At 37.9% G+C, this 21,026-nt stretch carries 26 protein-coding genes; 3 read left to right on the plus strand and 23 right to left on the minus strand.

Features of this window, described 5'->3' with window-relative positions:
* Positions 1–125: 125 nt before the first annotated feature.
* Entirely contained in the window at positions 126–335 is a 210-nt protein-coding gene (locus LV704_RS00335; RefSeq protein WP_163423791.1) for a hypothetical protein, read from the plus strand.
* Between the two features lie 308 nt (positions 336–643).
* Positions 644–1,003, plus strand: coding sequence for a hypothetical protein (locus LV704_RS00340; RefSeq protein WP_163423792.1), 360 nt, complete (start codon positions 644–646; stop codon positions 1,001–1,003).
* A gap of 142 nt (positions 1,004–1,145) precedes the next feature.
* On the opposite strand, the gene LV704_RS00345 is transcribed toward LV704_RS00340, so the two are convergent.
* Positions 1,146–1,400 carry a hypothetical protein gene (locus tag LV704_RS00345; RefSeq protein ID WP_163423793.1) on the minus strand — a complete coding sequence of 85 codons (255 nt, stop codon included), beginning with the start codon at positions 1,398–1,400 and terminating at the stop codon, positions 1,146–1,148.
* A 75-nt stretch (positions 1,401–1,475) separates the two neighbouring features.
* On the opposite strand from LV704_RS00345, the gene LV704_RS00350 reads away from it, so the two are divergent.
* Positions 1,476–1,751: a hypothetical protein gene (locus tag LV704_RS00350; RefSeq protein ID WP_163423794.1), complete on the plus strand. Its 276-nt coding sequence runs from the start codon at positions 1,476–1,478 to the stop codon at positions 1,749–1,751.
* On the opposite strand, the gene LV704_RS00355 is transcribed toward LV704_RS00350, so the two are convergent.
* The 22 genes from LV704_RS00355 to LV704_RS00460 all read right to left on the minus strand — a co-directional run bounded on the left by LV704_RS00355 (position 1,748) and on the right by LV704_RS00460 (position 20,986).
* Positions 1,748–2,239 (minus strand): hypothetical protein, encoded by a 492-nt coding sequence (locus LV704_RS00355; RefSeq protein WP_163423795.1) that lies wholly within the window; start codon positions 2,237–2,239, stop codon positions 1,748–1,750. The two genes, LV704_RS00350 and LV704_RS00355, sit on opposite strands and share 4 nt — an antisense overlap.
* A 48-nt stretch (positions 2,240–2,287) precedes the next feature.
* Positions 2,288–3,316 (minus strand): metallophosphoesterase, encoded by a 1,029-nt coding sequence (locus LV704_RS00360; RefSeq protein ID WP_163423796.1) that lies wholly within the window; start codon positions 3,314–3,316, stop codon positions 2,288–2,290.
* 12 nt (positions 3,317–3,328) lie between these two features.
* On the minus strand, positions 3,329–3,691 hold the full coding sequence (locus LV704_RS00365) for a D-Ala-D-Ala carboxypeptidase family metallohydrolase (RefSeq protein ID WP_163423797.1): 363 nt from the start codon (positions 3,689–3,691) through the stop codon (positions 3,329–3,331).
* Entirely contained in the window at positions 3,688–3,921 is a 234-nt protein-coding gene (locus LV704_RS00370) for a hypothetical protein (protein ID WP_163423798.1), read from the minus strand. Before LV704_RS00370 ends, LV704_RS00365 begins: the two co-directional genes overlap by 4 nt.
* The gene (locus LV704_RS00375) at positions 3,918–4,157 is read right to left on the minus strand and encodes a hypothetical protein (RefSeq protein ID WP_163423799.1); all 240 of its coding nucleotides are present in this window, start codon (positions 4,155–4,157) and stop codon (positions 3,918–3,920) included. Before LV704_RS00375 ends, LV704_RS00370 begins: the two co-directional genes overlap by 4 nt.
* Before the next feature lie 2 nt (positions 4,158–4,159).
* A complete protein-coding gene (locus LV704_RS00380) occupies positions 4,160–6,043 on the minus strand; it encodes a hypothetical protein (RefSeq protein WP_163423800.1) in 1,884 nt (627 codons plus the stop codon).
* On the minus strand, positions 6,040–6,600 hold the full coding sequence (locus tag LV704_RS00385; RefSeq protein WP_163423801.1) for a hypothetical protein: 561 nt from the start codon (positions 6,598–6,600) through the stop codon (positions 6,040–6,042). Before LV704_RS00385 ends, LV704_RS00380 begins: the two co-directional genes overlap by 4 nt.
* Complete coding sequence (locus LV704_RS00390; RefSeq protein WP_163423802.1) at positions 6,597–8,228, minus strand: hypothetical protein; 1,632 nt, start codon at positions 8,226–8,228, stop codon at positions 6,597–6,599. Before LV704_RS00390 ends, LV704_RS00385 begins: the two co-directional genes overlap by 4 nt.
* A gap of 87 nt (positions 8,229–8,315) precedes the next feature.
* Entirely contained in the window at positions 8,316–8,993 is a 678-nt protein-coding gene (locus tag LV704_RS00395; RefSeq protein ID WP_163423803.1) for a hypothetical protein, read from the minus strand.
* Positions 8,993–9,637: a hypothetical protein gene (locus LV704_RS00400; protein ID WP_163423804.1), complete on the minus strand. Its 645-nt coding sequence runs from the start codon at positions 9,635–9,637 to the stop codon at positions 8,993–8,995. Before LV704_RS00400 ends, LV704_RS00395 begins: the two co-directional genes overlap by 1 nt.
* Before the next feature lie 56 nt (positions 9,638–9,693).
* Positions 9,694–10,275, minus strand: a complete 582-nt coding sequence (locus LV704_RS00405) for a hypothetical protein (RefSeq protein ID WP_205597914.1) — start codon at positions 10,273–10,275, stop codon at positions 9,694–9,696.
* Entirely contained in the window at positions 10,275–11,987 is a 1,713-nt protein-coding gene (locus tag LV704_RS00410) for a hypothetical protein (protein ID WP_163423805.1), read from the minus strand. Before LV704_RS00410 ends, LV704_RS00405 begins: the two co-directional genes overlap by 1 nt.
* Before the next feature lie 20 nt (positions 11,988–12,007).
* Positions 12,008–12,307 carry a hypothetical protein gene (locus tag LV704_RS00415; RefSeq protein WP_163423806.1) on the minus strand — a complete coding sequence of 100 codons (300 nt, stop codon included), beginning with the start codon at positions 12,305–12,307 and terminating at the stop codon, positions 12,008–12,010.
* Positions 12,308–12,337: 30 nt separating this feature from the next.
* Complete coding sequence (locus tag LV704_RS00420) at positions 12,338–12,874, minus strand: hypothetical protein (RefSeq protein WP_163423807.1); 537 nt, start codon at positions 12,872–12,874, stop codon at positions 12,338–12,340.
* Between the two features lie 69 nt (positions 12,875–12,943).
* Positions 12,944–13,873: a hypothetical protein gene (locus LV704_RS00425; RefSeq protein WP_163423808.1), complete on the minus strand. Its 930-nt coding sequence runs from the start codon at positions 13,871–13,873 to the stop codon at positions 12,944–12,946.
* A 2-nt stretch (positions 13,874–13,875) separates the two neighbouring features.
* A complete protein-coding gene (locus LV704_RS00430) occupies positions 13,876–15,003 on the minus strand; it encodes an XkdF-like putative serine protease domain-containing protein (RefSeq protein ID WP_163423809.1) in 1,128 nt (375 codons plus the stop codon).
* A 55-nt stretch (positions 15,004–15,058) separates the two neighbouring features.
* A complete protein-coding gene (locus LV704_RS00435) occupies positions 15,059–16,507 on the minus strand; it encodes a hypothetical protein (RefSeq protein WP_163423810.1) in 1,449 nt (482 codons plus the stop codon).
* Complete coding sequence (locus LV704_RS00440; protein WP_163423811.1) at positions 16,489–16,644, minus strand: hypothetical protein; 156 nt, start codon at positions 16,642–16,644, stop codon at positions 16,489–16,491. Before LV704_RS00440 ends, LV704_RS00435 begins: the two co-directional genes overlap by 19 nt.
* The gene (locus LV704_RS00445; RefSeq protein ID WP_163423812.1) at positions 16,641–19,013 is read right to left on the minus strand and encodes a hypothetical protein; all 2,373 of its coding nucleotides are present in this window, start codon (positions 19,011–19,013) and stop codon (positions 16,641–16,643) included. The genes LV704_RS00440 and LV704_RS00445 overlap by 4 nt, the downstream gene beginning before the upstream one ends.
* Positions 19,006–20,049: a hypothetical protein gene (locus LV704_RS00450; protein WP_163423813.1), complete on the minus strand. Its 1,044-nt coding sequence runs from the start codon at positions 20,047–20,049 to the stop codon at positions 19,006–19,008. The genes LV704_RS00445 and LV704_RS00450 overlap by 8 nt, the downstream gene beginning before the upstream one ends.
* Positions 20,046–20,543, minus strand: coding sequence for a hypothetical protein (locus tag LV704_RS00455; protein WP_163423814.1), 498 nt, complete (start codon positions 20,541–20,543; stop codon positions 20,046–20,048). The genes LV704_RS00450 and LV704_RS00455 overlap by 4 nt, the downstream gene beginning before the upstream one ends.
* Positions 20,537–20,986, minus strand: coding sequence for a hypothetical protein (locus LV704_RS00460; RefSeq protein WP_163423815.1), 450 nt, complete (start codon positions 20,984–20,986; stop codon positions 20,537–20,539). The genes LV704_RS00455 and LV704_RS00460 overlap by 7 nt, the downstream gene beginning before the upstream one ends.
* Positions 20,987–21,026 lie beyond the last annotated feature (40 nt).

Consider the following 21,026-nt stretch of genomic DNA (forward strand, 5'->3'; position numbering starts at 1 on the left):
AAACTGATAAAAAGCAAACCAAATCGATGAAAAACAGTCCTAATGTGAACTTTCCACTGTTTCATTGATTCGCAATTGGATATTCCTATATTGGGAAGTCGAAACAAAAATTCAAGCAATTAAAAATGTTGGATAAAGATTTTACATCTAATCGGTACTCGGCCATTCTAGGGAATTTGAAAGACAATAATTACTTGACCCAAAGTGATGTTGATGTTCTGCTAAAAGATTTGGTTGCAAACAATTCTGTAATGCTTACAAATGTTGGCGACGAAAAAGCAGAAATAGTCAGGAGAGCCCTGTTTGCAAACAACAATCGTAAAAATTATAGATAAACCAAGATTGATATTTTTTTACTTGTGTTTATTAGTTCCAAATTGGTTGGAAACAATTCCACATAAACCAGTGTTCAAGAAAATATTCCCATCAAAATCTAGGAAAAGGTATGAAAATGAAAAACCCCTATTTTTCATAGAGGTTTTATCTTTGTGATCGCAGCAGGATTCGAACCTGCGACCGTCTGCTTAGAAGGCAGTTTTATTATATTGATTATTAGTATTTTATAAAGTAATGTTTCGTAAGAATTTCGAAATATGTTTTAAAACTCCTAGTTTATCCTCTTCTTTTTTCGTAAATTAGGGGTGTGGAAGCCAAGAAGATCTCAAGTGAATATCTTGATAAGATAAAAGATTTACCGACTTATACAGAGCATCTTACTTCTGAGATATGCCAATCCATGAATTCTAAAATTGAAGAGTTGGTTTTGGAAGGATTGAAAAGAAAAGGCTTTGAGTTCGATGATAAATTGTCGCTTGAAAAATTTGTCACGACTAGATGTAGAGTAGAAGATAATAAGGAATTTCAAGAAAAAACTTATTTCGTGGACAACACCCCATTTTTTCTGCATAAGTATAGATTAACATCTAACCAAGGTTTAGGTATAGGATTTAAAGGTCATACTATTACTTTAGAAGCCGATTGGGGTACATACATGTTTTTATAACCATTGGATTATGAAAGAAGAGGAAGAATACACAGGATGAAAGACATTATACACTATACGAAAACAGGTATCTAAACCCAAGGAAGTTCAGCTTTTTCATGGGGAACCATATATCTTACAATTTCTGATTCCGTTAAAGCGTTTATTCCCCTTTCTCCCATCTAGGGATCAATCCCCACATAATAGGCGTCAAAAATTTAGGATTCTCCTGGGGCTGTACCAACATTATCGGATGCTCAGCAACCTTCTTGCCGCCGTTCATGTGATGCTTTGCGAAACCGTTTATATGGTGTCGCTGTAAATCGTCATCATCCAAGAACTCAGGAAGCCTCGCAATAGCGTTCATGGCCTTTTCAAGCTCTGATATAGTTTTGTTCTGTGCGGTAGCGTAACACATGGATTTTTGGTTGGAAAAACAAGGTACAAAAAACTTTAACTTTTCAATATTGGAATCTTTACATATTTTTGGACTATGTCCAAAGAAGTATTTCGCAATTACGATAAAAAAGCCATTAAATCCCTAATAAGGGAAATGGGCAAGGAGAGGTTCGACTGCGCGATAAAGGATAGCGGCATGGAATCCAGACCATTAACAATGGAAGGTTTTTTTATAGAGTTCCAACCGGATAAAGAAGACTTCATATTGTACTATATGTATCCTTCAAGAGTTGTTTTTAAGATTATTTCCGTACTTGGTTTTTGGGCTGTTCCCGATAGTGGATGGGTAAAGGAAAGAATAGGCGATTAGTTATTTTTAAACAACTTGCCCCTAAAGAGATAAATAACGAATCCAAGAATCATTATAACAACAATTCCCCAAACCGACCATTTAAAATCACTTCCTGAAACTCCCTCCACTTCTTTATTCGATTCTTTCTTTTTTGATTCTTTTTTGGATTCTGATTTGTCGTCAATTTTGATAATAGACTTATCATTTGTCGTTGAAGTGGAATCAATCTCCAACTTCTCATAGGTTACTTTTTTGACGTTCTGAAGTGTATCGCCATTAACAATGAGTGGATTGTTTGGGTCATTCGGCTCAATGGTCATCTTATTGGCAACTTTGGTAAATTTTGCAACAGTTGTAATATCGTTTTGTCTTTTTATTACGATATCCTTTTTAATCTCTTCGCTTTTCTTTTCGCTACTTGAAACCTTCTTTTTGCTTCCGCACGATGTCAACAATAATAAACATGACACCCAAAAAAAGCCCTTAATGTGTACTTTAATAAACATTATCTGTGTTTTAACCGATATTTCTTGTTATCGGGTAATTATCCGATATTACCTAACCTTACCTTTAACTATTCTTAGGTTGTCCAGTTGAAAGCCTCCGTCCTTCTCGGTCTCTATAAAGGCAAATCCGTGGTTCCATTTATTGTGTGGCATATAATCCGGTCTTAATCCGCATAAACAACCTTGACTAAAAGTTGATATGATATTGCCACGTATATCTTTTTCTGTATGCTCTGAAGTTCTATGGTGGTGTCCTATCAAAGTAGAGCTAATAGCTCTTGTAAAAATCGTTCTAGCAGGATTCACCTGACCACCAAAACCTGCAAACACTTCATGCCCATGTAGTATTGCAAGTTTACCAGCGAATACGAACTGTTTCGATTTAATCAATTGGTATCCTTTTTCGCCAAACCTCAGTAATATTGATAATTGGAACTCATCTATCCCTAACAATTCGGGCGCTTTTGATTTAAGGTAGCTTTCCCATCTGTCTTCGTGGTTGCCTATTTTGTAATATTTTTTTGCTTTGGGAAACTGCTCATTTATGTAATCCAAAAAGTCCCTGGTTATATCAAGCTCACCAGCTAAGTCCCTCAATCTCCTGTCCTTTGTGAATCTACTTGCTTGGTAAACATCCATAATATCACCATTTAAATATATGACGTTGGGATTAAGATGTTTTTTGGCATATTCTATTGTCAGCTCGATTGCCTTCGGGTCATGATATGGTAAGTGGACATCCGATAAAGAAAGTATCCTATTATTGCCTGAAGGGATTTCGTATGGAGCCAGTTCCTCGTAATCCGTTTCTGGGATATCGTGCCAGTCCTTTTGTTGTCTTGCCTGTTGAATCTGTTTAGGGGTTCTGGTTAAATGCTTGGTTTCTGAAATCTCAGGAACACCTCTTTCATTCCTGACCCTTCTTACAAGGGTTCTAACGCTCTCAAGCTTTTCAAAATCAAGTGGATGGTTTTTAAGTATCATCCTAGCCAATGTTTTACTTGGCATATCACGATATTCTTCACAGTAATCCTTTACAATCTCCGTGGTGTACTTGCGTTCTTTAACTTCCTTCATTCAATAAAATCCTTAGTAATAGTTCCAGACAACCTCTTGTGGCTTATTAGGGTCATTATCCACATGAATAAACCCCTTTCCAATACCTATTCTTGTAAATCCTACATCTACCAACGCCCTTAATATCTTGAATCTCGACATTGAATCAGTGCAGCTTATATCCACGGCAAATCCATATAGATGCGAACTGTCGGACTTCCCTCCTACTTTTTTATTGTGCTTTTTAGTCCTAAATCCCGAATTGATACTAAAAGGAACTTTAGCTAAGTGTCTCGCTGTATCCAACATCTTTAAAGTAGAGGATTTCATTTCCTCCCCACTTCCAGGTAAGTCTGGACTGTCGAATTCGTTTATATGGAAATATCTTAGGTTCATTTTCTTAAATGCTTTTTAATGGACCAGAAGTATTTTTTCCAACTTCCGTTATAATGGATTTTAACAATTTTATGATAGAGCATTGAAGCGAAATAGATGATAAAGACCAAACTCCCTATAATGGTCAGCATTCCATTGAAAAAACTGAAACCACTGAACTTTATCTGGTGAGCTATACCCACCATACCAGTAACCAATACCATTGGATCAATAATCTTGTAGGGCATCATTTCTTGAATTTTTCAATTATGGCATCTAGGACAACATTGTAGACCGCTGCTCCTACTGCTAGGAAAAAACCACCCAACATAATGTATGTGTCAGAGCTATCCCATTTTAGTTCATTGCATAGATCAGCTACGTATTTGTGCCCTGTGCCAATGACGAAATAAAGACCAACAATTGCCAGTACTGTTTTTACTCCAAAATTTCTAATCCCTGTCCAATTCTCAATCCACTTTGTCATACCTAATTTATTTTTATCCTATACTTTCCCAATCTTCCTCCCCTTGCCTTGATTACCTTACCTTGTGACACAACATCATTATCCTCATTTATAACACTGACCGTAATATCTGGCAGTGAATCAAAGGCATTGTCACTGTTGGCATCGTCCACGCTCAGAACAATCCCGTAAGAAATATTTCCGTCAACTTCGTCCACGTCATCGACCCCTGATACGGTCACCGTCTGGGCGGTGTCCCAATTAGCATTTGTGAATGTTAACGATGTAGGGTTTGCATTTCCTTCAAAAACATTGTTGGAAGTGACCGTAATTACCACATCTGTTGTAGGCTGTGAGTTCAATACAACAGTAAATGTGGCCTGTCCTCCTGATTCTGTGGTGTTTCCAGAAATCGCACTTGCTGAATATCCTGCTCCAGATGAAGAGATACCCATTAAATCAGCGCCCCATTCCTCGAAGTTCAGATACCCGTCATTATCCTGATCTCCATAAAAACTTTGACTTAAATTCCCATAGGTAGTATTCTCCCAGCTATCATCTAAACCATCACCATCTGAATCAGTCCAGGCCGTCCCTACGGCGGATGTGGTGAATCCCCCCACTTGTTCCTGTGTGTCTATTATCTGACCACTATCTGCGGCAAAATCATCTATTACTTGTTGTTCTATAGAACCTAAGTGTATTCTTGGGCCTACATTTTTTAATACGGAATCAACGACTACTGTGCTGCTCCAAATAGTAGGATTGCTTGTAAATGATTCTGCTGCCGTACCAACTATTATACCTTGATTTGTATAGTCTGTGTCATAAAAAGAGTTGACACTATGGTTTCTTGTATTATCTTCGAAATAAACCGCCCCTCCAAAACCATGTGTCGCATCACTGGATTGTGCAATTGTTTGCCCGTTGTAAACCTCCTGTCCCGTTCTTTTCTGCCAATGGTTACCGATAAGTGAAAACGTTTGACCACTGCTAAATGTACATTGCCCCCTAAAGCCATAAAAAACATTGTTCACCATTTCATATATACTCTTTGCGCTTCTGTAATTTCTACTGTCACAATGTGCGACATAGCACTTTATCAGAGAATATCTTCCTCCCGAGGGGCTTCCGTCATCTGACCTATCCAAAATACCGCCCATAGAATGACTTCCTCCGTCTCCGTGATTTGAATCATGCAATGAAAGAGCCACAATGTTATGTGAAAATGTTACGTTTGTGGAGTTTGAAGCAGTCATACCCTCATCCACACCAAATTTTGCGCTACAGTGGTCAACTATCACATTATCCCCTAAAAACACACTAATGGCATCCTGTTGGTTTGAATCAGCAACACCTGGATTGATTACGTTGCCGTTCGAATCCTTGTAGCCCCAGTCCCCAGATTCAAAATGAATGTTCTGTAGGATCAATTCGTCCACCCTCCAATCAAGGCTCCCATTGGTTATATAAACACCTCCACTGTTGGCGGGAGCGGTTTGACCTAAGATTGTAACATGACTACCGCTTATAGCGACACTTTGAGTTTCAAGATTTACGGTTACCCCTACTTGAAAGACAATTGTTATATTACTGGCACTTGCCGTTCCACTAACACCATCCCATCCAAATGCATTCATAAAAGAACCAGCACCTATTTTATTACTATTAGTTACAACATAAACAGTGGGTGAGGTTCCATATGCCGAACCTCTTGTATACTTTCCAGCTCCTTCCGCACCATACGGGAATGCGAACAATGCACCGCCATTGTAACATGGTACTCCCGTACTTCCGCCGCAATCAATTCCAGTTTCATCACCATTTTGGATGCCATCCAAATCTTGACCTATCTGTGAAGCAGCAATTAATGGAAACAACAACAATATGTAAATCAGTTTTCTCATTGTGGAACTATGCTTATGTATTTAATCTCAACCGCCTGACCCGCCGCTTCGGTCGATGAAAAGAAATCTATGTTTATGGTGACATTCGCAGTTGTCGCAACCGTCATGGTTACGTTCATCGAAGTCCAGTTCAAATTAGTGGTTGTCAAAGGCTGGCTACTCAATGTCGCGTTGGTTGGGTTGATGAGTCTCATCCGGGCATTTGTCCCCTGTCCCCGCATTTCGGTTGTCAAGGTGTATGTTCCTGCTGGTATTTCACCCAGATCCACTTTTGCCCGAGCTGCATCACTTCCGTCTATTTCGCCCCTTATTGCGAATCCGCCAGAACCATCAGAAACAGATGAATAGGTCAATGTTGTTGCATTTGAAAAAACATTCCCCCAAGCTCCGTCAACAGTATTCGTTTCGTTGTTGGAATCGGCGGCATCACCTAGCGTATAATACTCAGAAGAACCTCCAGTATTAGCTTGTTGAACACTCGATAGATATGCCGCTTCAAACTGTTGGGCATTGGCTGCACTAATAATAAAGAATAATATGTAAAGTAATTTTCTCACTGTACTTGCTGATAGAAATAATGAATAGTAGTACCGTCCGCCTGAACCTCAAAATATGCCTTGAAATAGGTATCATCTGCCCAAGCTGTTGTCCCTGTCAATTGAACAAATGTCAATCCTGTTCCAGAATATGTTGGCGCTCCCGATTGGTCTAGATAGATTATCGCTAGATCTCCAGGGTCAGCATTGGAAAAGGTAAAGGCGTTTGAATCCACTGCCCTATCATCCAACATCTGAAAATATTCAAGGTCTATCGCTGTTCCCGTAACTACCTCTGCTGGGGGTGCATCTGGAATGACAACAAAAGTATTTGCCGGAGCCGTTCCACCGTCCGTGTCAAATCCCGCCTGTGTCTGGAAATAGGTATTTTTAAAAGAAGTTCCCCCTGTTACCCCTGTAATGTCCGATTCTATAAGCTCACCTCCTCCATCTTTCATAAAAGAGTTCGCTGTGAATACCCCATCATAGTCCGCGCCTCCAGCATCCGCTAATATCAGCCAATCGTTTACCCCTGCATTTGAATTCTTAAAGCCAAGTCCAGGAATCGCAAGCCCTTTGGAATAGGTGAATTGTGCATTTGAAGAAGCATCGTCGAAAGTCTTGAAATTCAAAATAGCAATTTCATTTGCTGTATTTGTCCCCCTTACTTCCAATTGGCTCTGGAAGTCGTTTTCAGTTCCCGCGAAATAATATGCCGCAGATTGATCTAGCTCATTTGGCCCTACTGCGTCAGCATCAATGTTCCATGTAGCCCCGCTTCCACTTACTGTAATATCTCCTTTGTCTCCATCAGTTACTCCTGAGCCTCCAATACCTGCAATAGCCGCGTCTACATCTACTTTTCTTGCAACGTCATTATCACTATTATAATTTAAGTCAAATAGATAATCAGTTACTCCTACTGTAGACTCCATGCTTAAAGAAGCAGCATTTGCAGTCAAGTTAAGAGTTGTCCTGCTAGAGCCAGCTACACCCCCAAATAAATCAGCACTTCCATTTTGACTATCTATCTGTATGGCAGCCCCTCCATTTGTGCCAAGCACAAAATCAGATGTAATGGTGTTGTTTCCTTGTTGTATAACTCCAGATAATGAAGTTAATATCTCATTACCATTAAATAAAAGATTTGTGTCTGTTGCAGTTAGGGGTCTATCCGCTCCATTTGGTATAAAAATTATACTTGCTTGTCCGGTAGGGTCGCCTCCAGAAGTTATTTCTGTTCGGGAATTAACCCCAGTCAGGTATCCAGGTAAGGTTACACCCCCATTTTGCAGATTAGTTGACCCTGAACTATTTAATATTCCTGTTGTTGTGAGGTTTCCAATATTGCTTATATTAAATCCTTGACCATCCAGATCACTACCTAATTGAGGAGTAACATCTTCTACAATATTTGAGATACCTCCCCCTCCCCCCGCTCCAAGGTCTACCCATATAGTGCCGTTGTAGTAATAAATTGTATTTGTAGTATTATCACCATAAAGAAAACCCTCAGTAGGGCTTGATGGAGCTCCTTGTGGAGTAAATATCACCCTGTCTACAATTGGTTTTTGGGCTGATATGGTTAATGTAAACAAGACTAATAAAAGACTAATCTTGTACTTTGTATATTGTCTCGCCTTTTTCATTTTTAATTTCATTTCCTTTAATTTTTCCACTTCTATATGTTCTTATCAAAGCCCAAATACTAATAACTAAACTTATTCCTCCTAATATCATACTCCAGAATTTATTGCGTAATCCTTAACCCCTGCCACTTGCTTAAAAGCAACGAAAGAGTCGCCCTCCCATCCAAATCCCTTGTCATCGTTTTCAATTGTATTGTTATCTGAATTAGCAGGGTCTTTATCTACAATAAATCCATCAATTTTAAGTACCGTATATGCAGATAGATCAACAGTTAAATCACTTCCTCCAGTTATGCCTAGTGTTAATATCCCTGTATTAGGATCAAATGAAATTGAAGTGACCGTAACCGCGTCAACAGCTATAGTTATGTTTTGAGGGTCTGTTGCATCTATTGTCACACCACCAGCATCACTTATTGTTTGAATAGCTGAATCCGCTGCAGCCCCTTGTGCAGCCGTTGCAAATGCCGTGGATGCTGATTGTGCTGCTGTACCTAGACCTAAATTTGTTCTAGCAACCGAAGCGTCAAGTAAATCGTTAAGATTATTGGATGACAATAAATCACCACCGCCAGGAGCAGATATTAATTCAAACCCAGTACCATCGCCTTTTACTGCGAGTATTTGACCAGCAACCAAAGCATCGAAAACATATTTGCCATATATCTCAGCAAACATGTTCTTGGCCTTATCAAAGCTTTCCCTAACCTTTTCTGAGGAAGGATCAAAATCAAATGTGCCGTTATTAATTATTTCTAATCCCATTACACGCTACTTGTTAAGTATCCCACACTACTAGGCCTGCCAGAGCTACTTAGAAAGCTTGGTGGGACAACCTCATTAATAATTGTTTTACAGGAACTAACCAGATCACCTATAGATGACGGCTTACCACTAGAGGATAAAAGACATCCTGTCAACACTCCCTCGGTAAAGAATCCAGAATCTGGCAGATAATCCACAAATGGCGCTTGGAATTGCTCTTGTCCTTTTAGAGTGATTTCATATCCATTGAAATCAGACTTCCCGCTTCCAGATTTAGCTTGAATTTCTATATCCAACCCATTCTCCAATCCATAAACCTTGTTTTTAGCCTTCCAATCGACAACAACCGCCCTTAACCTACTTTTCATAAGTAATGAAAGATTTGATATAGTGGATGCGTCTTGCTGCGACATTCTAAAACTTACCGTTTGATCGTAAAAATCACCGTTCAAGCTTTCATATGCATCTTTATTATTCCCTTGGTATTCAAACAACAGTGTTGTAGGGAAGGAAGTCAACTTCATTGTTTTCCTACCAACCATAAGCTTATTGGGGTATTGCACATATTCCGTTAGATATATGCGCTTTAAACCTCCGAGATTATTTTTACAAGGCTCCTTTCTTCCTGTTGTTAAGTCGCTCATTCTCTTTTTTTAAGTAAGCTTCAAGTATCTTTCTTGGCTTACGCTTCATTTTTCGTTTACTTTCCTTCATCGTATCTGATGTCCCGATATATTTCTTGTTCTGCGTTTGTTGTTCCATGACTGATGTTTCCCAGAAACCAGCCTCCAAAAGTGTTTACTTCTTTGTCTGGTTTTTGATCGTATGGATTGTCTTGGCTACTCGTATACTCTGGTATGTCAGAATTTTTATCACATAGGTATCTTTGTAACCTCTCGATATATACATCCGCTTTAGAGCGTTGTTTATTAGCAAGAAAATCAACCTCGCTTTTGTTTATTGCAGAGCCATTTTCAGGTTGGTGTTTGAAAACCCCTCCATTTGCAACATTATAACTTGCTATCATGATATATTCAGCAGCAACAGTATGTATAAGGATTGGTTTGATATAGTCTTCGTGAATTGTCAGATAAAGACCGGCTAATGAATCACCCTCAAAATCAGTGAGTATTTTGTTGTATAATTTTGTACCTAATATTGGCTCAATAACAAAGACCTGGGATTCCTTAATGACACTTACATAAGAATCAATGTCAATATTTCCACCTAAAGGACTTCCTTTTACTAAATCAACAGGTTTTATAAGTAGTATTGTAGCCATTATCTATATCCGTTATTAGGCATATCGATAGGCCTTGTTGATACTTGAGGGGCGTTTACCGTCCTATCCCCTCTTCTTCTAGCTTCTGCAGTGCTAATCACCTCCGCTAACGGTGATTTTACATCTACATCATTTTCTCTTCCCCTCTTAACAAAGGTTTTTCTTAGCCATTTATGCTTACAGTTTGGCCCACCTTTATAAAGCCAAATGGAATACGTTGCAGAACCTCCAACTCCAAACCCTGTATTGACCGGAAAAGCTCCCATTCTAATTATATCCTCTTTACGATATAATTTATTTGCTGACATCATCTTTCTGCAAAACTCCCTTTGTGGCGACTTGCTTCCGTCATATTGATATCTTATCTTGAACTTGTTGGAATCCTGTTCGCTCTTGGCATTTGGCCTTGCAGTTCCTGTGGAGGCCAATTCTAAAATTGAATCCATCTGATCATCTAATAGATAATCAACTTCTTGGGTAAGTACACAAACCCAATCTTCGTCATCTTCCTCACCAATTTCAATTAATTCATCAGCTCTTATTGATAACGTCTCTTCATGTTCACTTTGTTGACTTGCCTCGACTACAAGACTTTTATTTTGCGCTACAGAATTCAAATTGTCATCTAAAACCTCGGCTTTTTTATCTTCCTTTTCCTCATCATCCTCTAATGGTATGAATACCAATGGAGAGCCGATGTTATTTACCATCACTATCTCCTGTAGGACTTCAAGAATCTGGTTTTGTTTTGGTCTTGTAACCGTCTCATGTAACAATGCTGTTGATTCTCTTAGTTCATTTGCATTGTTGCCAAGTCCAGAATTGTCCTTTATCCCAAAAAGCATGGGAGAAGTGACCCTATGAGCGACCATAATCTGCTGTCTGGCAATCTCAGCCCATAATTGCCATTCTTCATGAGATGTATTCTGTGGTATGGTCGTAACTGTTGGTGCTGTTTCTGTTGAATTATTGAATGATATTATAATTTTACCAGCATTATTGCTTCCTGAAAGTTTTCTTTTGACTTTTGATTCCAGTAATTCTTTTTGTTCATCATCAGCAGGAGCACCCTCATTGAAATTGATAATATATCCGGCACTTAGACCGTTCATAATATGGTTGACGCTAAAATTTGCTATTTCCTCTTCTAAAACAGCGTATTGTAGTCCTGCTAAATATGGAGGGTCGGCATAATAATCTTTCCCTGCCTTATATGGTCTGATCTCAAATATTTCAATATCCTCTTTTGATGTTCCAAATGTGGGATGTGGTTCGGGTTTTATTATGTTTGATTTTTTCCAATCAGGACAGAACCAATAAATATCAATTTCCCCTTTATCGTTTGTTTTATTAGGAGCAACACATTTTCTTTCTAAATGTTCAATCTTAGCAATAGTTCTTTTTGAGCCTTTTGAATACCTAACTTGGCCTACAGAAGACCCAAACATTGCAAAATCAGAAACAATCTTTCTTATTTCCTTTGGGTTTAGGATTGAAAGTAATTTCAATAACTCAGGGGCATTGCTTTTAGAGTTAATTATACTTAGCCCTTTACCAAGAATCCTATCAGCGTAAGCATCAATAATTGCAGCATTGGTAGGGCTACCGTTGTATCTATCCAATATGTAGTCCCAGAAATAGTTGTTCTTGCCATTCAATACCCAATCCTTGTTCATTTCCTCGGAAATTACAGGCTTGATGTATTTTGACATCTCTATTACTATAGGGCTGCTCATGCGGTCAAAATATCGTTGTTGGACTTGTATTTTTCAGGGGGTTGACTTGTCACAAAAGCTTTGCCCCTCCATATATCCCCATTGTCATCATTAACCTTTACTTCGTATGATTCACCCTCTTCAAATTGGTGGATGACGTTCAAAATCAAAAAACCGTTGCTATAAACACCTGTAAGGGGATATGTAACAACGGAATCCGTTATTTCTTTTCGCAAAACCAAGTCAACATTGTAACTCTTTCTTCTTGGCCTTACTCTTAACTCTTGCGTAGTTGATACTGGCAAAAACACCTTCATACAACTATAACACTAAAACGTATTTTTTGTTTACGGATTAATATTGGTTGCACTTACCAAAGCTTCTAATGCTGTAACTGTCGCAGAATCAAGAATAGGGGCCATTTCACCCTCCAAGGAAGTAAATGTCAGATCATATCCATTGAAGTCTGCTCTCGCTGCACCGGACTGTATATTTGAAGCTGTTAGATCCATACCCTCGCTAAGACCATATACTTTGTATACATTATTTCTATCCTGTACTGCGATTATCGGTCTTGCATAGGCCATCAACTTTATTTCATTTGAGGTGGCTGCATCTTGTTTTTTCAATCGCACATTCACCGTTTGAGTGTTTACTGAAGTCCCCGCATCCTTATTGGATATCATTGATTCAGTCGCATCATTGTTTGTATCGCTCCTAAGCTCATATTTAAAGACTTCGGTAACTCCAACTGCTATACCTGTGCCTTGGGAATCAGAAACGGTAAAAGCATTTTCTAGGTAATCTAGAAAAAAGGCATTCTTCAATCCTCCAATACTGTCCTTGCAAGGTTCAGTTCTTCCTGTTGTTAAATCACAAGCCATATTATTTCATATTAAAAAAGCCCAACCCTAATCAGGGAAGGGCTTAATGTTGTAATTAAATTGTTTTATTTAAGCAGTGGTCAAGAACCAAACAACATCTTCCGAGTTGTAGTAGTTCACACCAGCATTATATACCATCTTTCCTCTAACCTGTCCAGTTAAAAGACCTATCTCATCCTCATCTACAATGGCGACCTGGTTATGATCTCCTAAAAGACCCGTTCCAAACACTAAGTTTTTAGCTTCGTAGATAACAATTGTATTGTCTGGTAATCCATTAACCACATCAACAGTATATCTACCATAAACAAATTGGGTATTTGCGTTTCCACCCAAGCCATTAGTGATTCCTGATTCAACCAATGTTTTTGAATATGCATCGGCTACATCAGGCGAAATGATGAATTTCAATTCTTTTCTTCTCAAAGCTACTGGTATAGCTGCTGTTGCTATATCAAAGTGTGACAATACATTTGCTTTAGTGGTTGCTGCTGCAACGGAAGTAATCCCATTACCAACTTTAACCACTGCTGCGTCTGCTGCAAACTGGGTAAGAAATCCATCCCATTCATCGGTATTTGTGTCATCCCCGTTCCAAATCAAGCCGTCTGTTCTTTGAGCTGTTTCAGCTAGAACTTCAGCCAATATTGCATCTTGAATGTCGCTAGCCATATTAGGGTTAGCTGCACTATCGCCAATTAGGTCACTTGACCAAGTAGCTCTGAAATCTTCTTTACAGACATCAAAATCATTCTTCAATTTTACAGGCTGCAATACCCTTTCATCCAAAACAATCGCACCTGCAGGAGTGTGTCCACATGAATAAGCGGTTGTCCCATCTGTGTAGCGAATTCTGCGCAAGTTCAATTTATGGTTAACGTTTTGGGCAACTGTCACCAATCCTTTAGAGATTGTATCGGCCTCTTTAAAAGAAGCCCCAATGATCGCCCCTGCTTCCTTACCTTCGTAATTACTTGTTACTGTTGTAGTAGTAGGCATAATTAATTTCTATTTCGGGCTTCTAAAGCCACATTTAACAATCTTTGTTTTGCGTTTTTAGGTTCCGCCACCTTTAATACTGTCTTCACTATTTTATCAGCAGCAGGCTCTTTTTCTAACTTAGCCTCCAACTCTTGATTTTTCTTTTTCTCAGCTTCTAATTGAGTTTTAAATCCTTGCTCCATTTTTGAGAACCTATCCTCAAATGACTTTTCCATTTTGGCCATCTCTGACTTGAAGATTTTAGCCATCTCAATAGCACTTTCCTCAACATCATTCTTAGCTTCCTCTTTTACTTCTACCTTCGGTTCCTCGATAGGAGTTTCAGCTACAAGCCCATTGCTATCAACATGTAACATATCACCGCTTTCCAATTCATGTGAACCTTCTGGCATTGGGAATTTTTCTTCCTTGTCCTCGGATAGACCAAAAACAGGTTTACCAACCTCCGGTGCATCCCCTTCAAATTCAACTATGGATTTACCATCACTTAATTTTAATTGACCCATTTTAACTTCTGCCTTTTTGTCCTCTTCTTTAATGAAGAATTCTTTTAAGGCCGTTAAAATGTTGTCCTTTAGATTACTCTTATCTACCATTTCATTTTTATTTAAGTTGACCTCTTTTAGACTGAACAAACCATCTATTGAGAATCCGTTTAACTCACCTTTTTTTGCTGCTTCCCATGCTTCTTCATTTTCAACTTTCATCATGGTAACCCATGTTCCTTTTTCATAAGTTTTACCCAGTGCAGTAGATTTATCTTTTTCAGGATCTTCTACTATCCAGCTTTGCACAACAGAAACACCTTCAAGTTTTACCTCATGGTTAACACTTGAATTGTTCTGGAATCCGTTTTTAAGGAATGAATGCGCGCAGGCTTCTATAGTGGATTCTGGAAAGGTTATGTAGAACTCCTCACCATCAATATTTCGATAAACTTTCTTGTTTGGGATAAGCGCAGCTCCTAGAAGAAGTCTTTTTTCGTCGTCAACTGCTGAAAATTGGATTTCTTTTGGATGTTCCTCTAAAGCAACCCACATATCCTCCATTGCTGGATTCTCAACACATGATAAGGCGTAGACACCCTTATCATTTTTTTCATCAAACACGACTTCGTATGTCCTCATGTAAAATGAACACAGATGAATTGATTGTGTTTAGTTTTAAAGTGTAACTATTTGATTATCCGAAAGATGAAGAACCAGACCTATTTCTTCTTGCTTCTTGCCGAGATGTAACGTTCTTGTCCACTACGAATGCTTCAATTGGTTCATCATTTCGTCTTAGGAGAGATTGGTTTAATTGATTTTCTCGGCTATTATCTATCACGTTGAAAGCTGGAGCGGTTCCTCCTCCATTGGGAGAGTTGAATCCACCAACTGAACCACCACCACCTAATTGTCCAATTGCTTTTGCTGCTGCAACTGCCCCTGTTGCAATTCCAAGACCAGCGGAAGCACTATTGATTGCCACCCAAGGCTGCCCTCCTGTTAATGGTGATGCTGCAACTGCTTTTGCATTTGCAACCCCAGTAGATGAAATAATTCTTGCTGCTGAAGCTATTTGTTCGGTTACAATTCCAGCTATGGCAAATGTTTTATTTTCCTCCCCTATTGTTGATAGGAAACCTGAAAATTGCTGTAATAACCCTGCTTGTGCTTGCAGTATATCGTCCTTTGCTTCTTTTTCGTAAATACTTGCCCTTATTCTAGCATCTGCCTCATCTATTTCATTTTGTGTTCTGGCTGCTTGTGCTTCAGCTAAAATTCTGTTTTCTTCTGAGGCTAGAGCATTTAACTCTTCTAATGAAGAAATCCCAGTAACGGGCAACTCTATTGTATCGACCTTATCAACATTTTCTCTGGACTCTGTTCTTTTGGTTGACCTTGAAGTGCGTGTTGTTGGATTATTGATGTTATCAAGAATACCCTGTAACTTTAAAGCTTTTAGCTCTGCTTCAAGTATTTTCTTCTCGATATCACTTAACGAGCTTTGTTCGTCTGCAGTGATTTGAGCTTTTCGACCTAATATTGTTTCTAAAAAAGTTGCTCTTCTTGCTTCCGAAGCTTCCTGTGCAAATTGTTCTTCTAATGTTAGTTTTTGAAAATTCAGCTCTTCAAGTTGTAGTTTTATTAGTTCTTTTTTCTTATCTAAAAATACCTGGATATCCGTATTTCTCTCTTTGCCAAGCCTTATCTGTTCGTCTAAAATTGAAACCTCAGTCTCTAATAAAGATAGTTTGGTGTCTATTAAATCAACTTGGCTTTCCAAAGAGTTATTAGCTCCAGTAATCAAATCAACTATGTCATCCCAATATGCTACAATCGCAGCCAAGGCAACAACAAACGCTCCCACTCCAGTCGCTATAAGTGCCGTTCTAGTAGCTTTTAGATTGAAATTAAAAACTTTTGAGGCTTCCGCAGCGTCCCTAATCCTAGTGGCAAGTCCTCCGGTAAAAGCGTCTAGTGTAGATATAGCACCGCCATTATCCCCAACCTTTTTAAGGGCGTTATCCGCTTTTTTGGATTCGCCTTCTACTTTATTTATTTGGGTATTGACTCCTTTAAGCTTCCCCTCTAGCTCTTCAACTTCAGCATCCTTGACATCTATTTTTAATACTTTTGTGACCATTTCGCTTTCCGTTTTGCTTGTTGAACACCTTCTTTGATACTAGTTGGTAATTTATTTTTACCCTTAGCTATTTCGATTTCACTGGATACATTGTACCAATCATCCATTGCTAATAAATCAAGTATGATATCTATCATGCGTTACCACCTCCATTTCCTGCGGTACATATAAATAAATCCATAACCACTCCTGAGCTATTTATTCTTACCGATCTATTGTTGTTGACTTTATAGTAATTGTTATTTCCAGAAAAGACAGACGTTTTATTTATATTGTTATAAACGACATCCCCTAAAGTTGGTGTTGATTCATTTCCGCCCCAATATTTTTTTGTATTTACTGTTAATATGCAAGAGCCTAATCCAGTCGAAGAACTAGAAGAGCTTATATCAAAACTTTTTGCTGTTGAAACTATCGGTGGTGGATCATTTGTAGAAGGGTCTTCTGTTGTTTCTTCTTCTACTATTATGGGAGCAATTTCATTGTTTGTTGAATAGATATCGTTTAAAAGTTCAAAATCAATTTCCTGTGTGGTTAGATTTATTTCTTGGGTATTTATTATAAACCTATCAGTACCAATAATTAATTTATCGTTTAACTTTAGATTATGGAGAATTGAAAGAGGGAGCCTTGCTTTTTTATTGATCTTTCTTCTCTTCTCGCTAAATGAATCAGTTATGTAATCCCTATAGTAAAGTTGGAAATATGAATTTTGAATCAACCCTCCATCATGCTCATCTATTTCACTGCCAAAAACAGTTGAATACTCTTTGCTCGAAGAGTTGGCGTGGCTTGGCATAAAAACATTACTGCTTACCTGTTCTTTCCCACCAGTATCATTTATAAATCCAATATTGTTGGAAGAGACACTTTCTTTTCTTATGTATAAAATATGTGCATTGGGCAGCTCATCAGATAAGGAATCATTTAAACTGAGTCCATAAACAATATTCGTCTCGTCTCCTGAATTTATATCAATGAGTTTCTCATAAACCATTTGCTCAAAATCCACATTGATTTCAAATTCTTCACCATCCAATGTATTCCCAGAAGCATCTTTAAGCTTAGTCTCTAAATCACCGTAAGATGTATTATTTATTTTTTTGAACTGGGATGCAAGAATGGTTCTTGGATCTTCATGTAAGAATTTAATTTCCTTATATATTTTAGGCCTATCAATTGGTGATTCTTCTCCAGTATTTATGTAAGGGGTTATATCATATGTAAATCCTTCATTGTACCAATCATCCAATTGCTGGACTTTAAAGTCAATTGGGCTAGTAGGGATGATAGTAAGGTTGTTCAATTTGAAAAGACTGGAAAGGAAATCAATAACTTTTATTGAAGGGATAAAGTTTGATGTAAACGCTGTAACTGTAGAGATTAGAATATCAGTAGTCCTATCAACAAAACAAACCGTGTCGTCACTTAGTTCCTTAACCCTAAAATTTATAGAATCGATAATCTTTCCTGCGGTAGCAACAAATCGGACATATAACTGTGATCCTTTATCAACCCCTCCTGGGAAACTTACGTCTATGTTGACATTGCCACTACCTGATTTTTCACTAACAACATTAGAATTGTTCATTACTTGTACGGTGAATTCTTTGCTATCAGAACTAACAACCCTTACTTCCATTGCCCTCATAAAGCCAGAACCTCTATCCGTTACGGAATAAGCGCCAGTTGTGTTATTGAAGCTCCCTTTATCTAATTGAAATACACTCACGTTATCAAAATCTGTAGCCCTTACATTATTACTCAATGTTTTTTCTGTGTCTTGATTTGCCAACCATAAATAAAGATTGTTAAAAGAAGTGTTTCCAATAAAATCCCTACTGAAAGTTATCCCATATTTGGATTCAATTAACTCGATAATTCTAATGACCTTCAAGGCTGGCCTTAATGATGTCCATGTGACACCATGAACGCTCCCACTTCCATTCCACGCTATGTTTGACAATCGTTCTTGTTCGGTAATATCCGATACGTTGCTATTGTATAAGTATTGTTTATCTGTGCTTAACAATGGAAAAACAAAATCTTCAGAAGAAAACCCAGTTGTTAATCCTGTTAGAACATTAGCTGAAGAATATGTAAAATCATAATCTGTAAAATCTAATGTATTTAAATAGTCATCTCCTAAAGCTTCCTTTAATTCTATAAGAAGCCCAAAAAAAGTTAATTTATAATTTATTGGCTTATTGTTTATTGTAGTTGCAGAATCCAACCTAAAAGAGCCTTCTTTAAATGTAGTGGTTTGAATCTCTATAAGTGCCTTATGTCTAACCCTGGCATCAAAACCATTATCAATTGAAAAATTATACCAATGCTTGAATATTCTATTGTTGTTTGGTGTCGCCGGAACAATAATTGTTTCACTAAAATCATTGAACACCCTAGAAATATCATTAATATTCTGGACAGATGAATTGATTATGATATTTTCATCGTCATATAAATCTAAGAGTTGTTCATTAATATAAATCTGTCTTCTAAACATTATTTATTAAATCAAAGGCATAATCAAATTCTATTGAGTAACTGATCAGTTTATCAACTATCCCTGTCTTGAATTCTAAAGAGTTGGTTTTTACATTGATTGGAACAAGGCTATTATCTTCCCTTATCCAAACATATTCGCTGGCTAATAGCTCTTGCAGTGTGGCGTTATAGTCTTCGTTTAAATATCCCGTTTCAATCTTGAAAGATTTATTAACCGCCTTATTGTATTGTTTTATTTGATGTCGCTCGGTATTATAGGTCAACCCATCAGTATAGGCGTTGTGAAATTCTTTCCCTTCAATTTTTAAACTATCTTTTTTTGTCTTATAAAAATGTATAATCTCAGGAACTCCAAACCTATTTATGAATTGGATCTCTTGCACTGGATATTTACACTCTTCAATTAGCTCAATATTTATGCTCTCACCTTCAAATTCGACTTGTACGTTATCCGTGTATAGATTAAGCGGAATTACTAGATTGACGACATTGTTGTTATGTTGGTCGGCAGCCACGTGAGGGACTACTACAGAGTTAACCGAAATATTCCCCAATCCCTGCTCCATTCGCAATGGCACTATAAAATATCCATCCGCATCAGCTTTATAATTATCATGGGAAAGAAGTATTCTTTTTGTAGGCTCATAGTTTTGACCTTCTTGAAAATAACCATACCCATCAGTGGCAACTTTATTAAAAACCACATCTGTCAAGTCGCTGCCTAGACTATCATTGATATTGGCATTGACATCAACTAGGAAAATAGAATTAGTGAAATACAACGGAACCGAAACTGCAGGATAATCAGGAGTATAGATTGGTGAATATTCAAATACATCACGTACAAAAGGGGATACATCCAGCCATAATGAATCAAAATCATCCGAAGGACGTTGTTTTGTTACAGTATAGCTTTGTTCTGTTGTCTTTACAGTTGGTGTGCCAGTATTAATGTCGATGGTGTATGTAACCGAAGTGACAAAATCATTTGGAAATGGAACTCTTAAATAGTATGGGCTTCTTGTTAGTATCATTTCAATGTTGTTTCCATTAAGTTTTCTGCATCCAATCCGTAAGCTTCTATCAATTCTTCAGGAAGCTCTTTATAATATTGTTCAAAGGGCCTGGTAAAAAACAATGTGGGCTTCTGTCCATGTTTATATTTATGCACAGCCAAAGCAAACTTTAGACTTTCCCTAGAAATAAACCTCCCTTTGTCATCTCTCTCAGCCAAACCACGAATAACACTCCATTTATCAAATGCACTGGTAGGTGGCATTTTATTTGAATAGGCGAATTTGGTATTGTATTTGGTTTCTGTTCCGCTCACCCCTTTATCCAAAAACTCCCCATACTTCTCCATAAAAAAACTGAATGAAAAAGAGTTCTTAAAAACATCAACCTCGAAATCCAGACTGTTAGCTAATTTCTTAGTTGCATTTTTCCCTATTAAATTTGTGCGTGAAGCCACTTGGACATCTCGTCCAAATCTTGTTAGTGTTCTTTTAACTTCGCCCCTATCTAGCATCCCGTAACTTCTTCTATTGGAATTTCTATTTCAAAACTACACTCCCATCCGTCCAATAAGTTTTTAAATTGATAAAGCTTGGGTATTGGGTTAGGGTCATTGACAACCTCAAAATCATCCCCAAACTTTTTTAGCTGGAGATAGAACCGGACAAGCACATATAGCATTGCATTCATGTTGTCATCCTCGTTATCGTTTTTTTTAAACTTATCCAAAGTCGGTTCGTTATAGGTTTCTCTTTGGTTTAAGGTGGTTATGGCGAAAATTAGTGTAATCGTGTTGGTTGTGAACCTGCCAGGCTCAATTGCAACATGTGCTAATGGGAACATTGTTGTTTTGTAACTATCGATCTCATTAGCATTCCCTTTGGTTACAGTGTTTACATCTGGGTCGGCAAGCAACAACTCCTCTATTTTCTCTGTTATCTTGTAATACCCGTTCATATATTTTTAATATTTTTTATCATCTCATCATTGAATTCCT

Source organism: Flagellimonas sp. CMM7, assembly GCF_021390195.1.
In the GTDB taxonomy this organism is placed as follows: Bacteria; Bacteroidota; Bacteroidia; order Flavobacteriales; family Flavobacteriaceae; genus Flagellimonas.

Excerpts from the sequence above, each read along its gene's own strand:
- LV704_RS00350 (WP_163423794.1), top strand. The coding sequence starts at position 1,476 with ATGTCCAAAGAAGTATTTCGCAATTACGATAAAAAAGCCATTAAATCC.
- LV704_RS00415 (WP_163423806.1), bottom strand. The coding sequence starts at position 12,307 with ATGAAGGTGTTTTTGCCAGTATCAACTACGCAAGAGTTAAGAGTAAGG.
- LV704_RS00395 (WP_163423803.1), bottom strand. The coding sequence starts at position 8,993 with ATGGGATTAGAAATAATTAATAACGGCACATTTGATTTTGATCCTTCC.
- LV704_RS00420 (WP_163423807.1), bottom strand. The coding sequence starts at position 12,874 with ATGGCTTGTGATTTAACAACAGGAAGAACTGAACCTTGCAAGGACAGT.
- LV704_RS00450 (WP_163423813.1), bottom strand. The coding sequence starts at position 20,049 with ATGATACTAACAAGAAGCCCATACTATTTAAGAGTTCCATTTCCAAAT.
- LV704_RS00375 (WP_163423799.1), bottom strand. The coding sequence starts at position 4,157 with ATGACAAAGTGGATTGAGAATTGGACAGGGATTAGAAATTTTGGAGTA.
- LV704_RS00460 (WP_163423815.1), bottom strand. The coding sequence starts at position 20,986 with ATGAACGGGTATTACAAGATAACAGAGAAAATAGAGGAGTTGTTGCTT.
- LV704_RS00365 (WP_163423797.1), bottom strand. The coding sequence starts at position 3,691 with ATGAACCTAAGATATTTCCATATAAACGAATTCGACAGTCCAGACTTA.
- LV704_RS00370 (WP_163423798.1), bottom strand. The coding sequence starts at position 3,921 with ATGATGCCCTACAAGATTATTGATCCAATGGTATTGGTTACTGGTATG.
- LV704_RS00345 (WP_163423793.1), bottom strand. The coding sequence starts at position 1,400 with ATGTGTTACGCTACCGCACAGAACAAAACTATATCAGAGCTTGAAAAG.
- LV704_RS00390 (WP_163423802.1), bottom strand. The coding sequence starts at position 8,228 with ATGAAAAAGGCGAGACAATATACAAAGTACAAGATTAGTCTTTTATTA.
- LV704_RS00425 (WP_163423808.1), bottom strand. The coding sequence starts at position 13,873 with ATGCCTACTACTACAACAGTAACAAGTAATTACGAAGGTAAGGAAGCA.
- LV704_RS00360 (WP_163423796.1), bottom strand. The coding sequence starts at position 3,316 with ATGAAGGAAGTTAAAGAACGCAAGTACACCACGGAGATTGTAAAGGAT.
- LV704_RS00455 (WP_163423814.1), bottom strand. The coding sequence starts at position 20,543 with ATGCTAGATAGGGGCGAAGTTAAAAGAACACTAACAAGATTTGGACGA.
- LV704_RS00435 (WP_163423810.1), bottom strand. The coding sequence starts at position 16,507 with ATGGTCACAAAAGTATTAAAAATAGATGTCAAGGATGCTGAAGTTGAA.
- LV704_RS00440 (WP_163423811.1), bottom strand. The coding sequence starts at position 16,644 with ATGATAGATATCATACTTGATTTATTAGCAATGGATGATTGGTACAAT.
- LV704_RS00445 (WP_163423812.1), bottom strand. The coding sequence starts at position 19,013 with ATGTTTAGAAGACAGATTTATATTAATGAACAACTCTTAGATTTATAT.
- LV704_RS00400 (WP_163423804.1), bottom strand. The coding sequence starts at position 9,637 with ATGAGCGACTTAACAACAGGAAGAAAGGAGCCTTGTAAAAATAATCTC.
- LV704_RS00355 (WP_163423795.1), bottom strand. The coding sequence starts at position 2,239 with ATGTTTATTAAAGTACACATTAAGGGCTTTTTTTGGGTGTCATGTTTA.
- LV704_RS00410 (WP_163423805.1), bottom strand. The coding sequence starts at position 11,987 with ATGTCAAAATACATCAAGCCTGTAATTTCCGAGGAAATGAACAAGGAT.
- LV704_RS00430 (WP_163423809.1), bottom strand. The coding sequence starts at position 15,003 with ATGAGGACATACGAAGTCGTGTTTGATGAAAAAAATGATAAGGGTGTC.
- LV704_RS00335 (WP_163423791.1), top strand. The coding sequence starts at position 126 with ATGTTGGATAAAGATTTTACATCTAATCGGTACTCGGCCATTCTAGGG.
- LV704_RS00405 (WP_205597914.1), bottom strand. The coding sequence starts at position 10,275 with ATGGCTACAATACTACTTATAAAACCTGTTGATTTAGTAAAAGGAAGT.
- LV704_RS00380 (WP_163423800.1), bottom strand. The coding sequence starts at position 6,043 with ATGAGAAAACTGATTTACATATTGTTGTTGTTTCCATTAATTGCTGCT.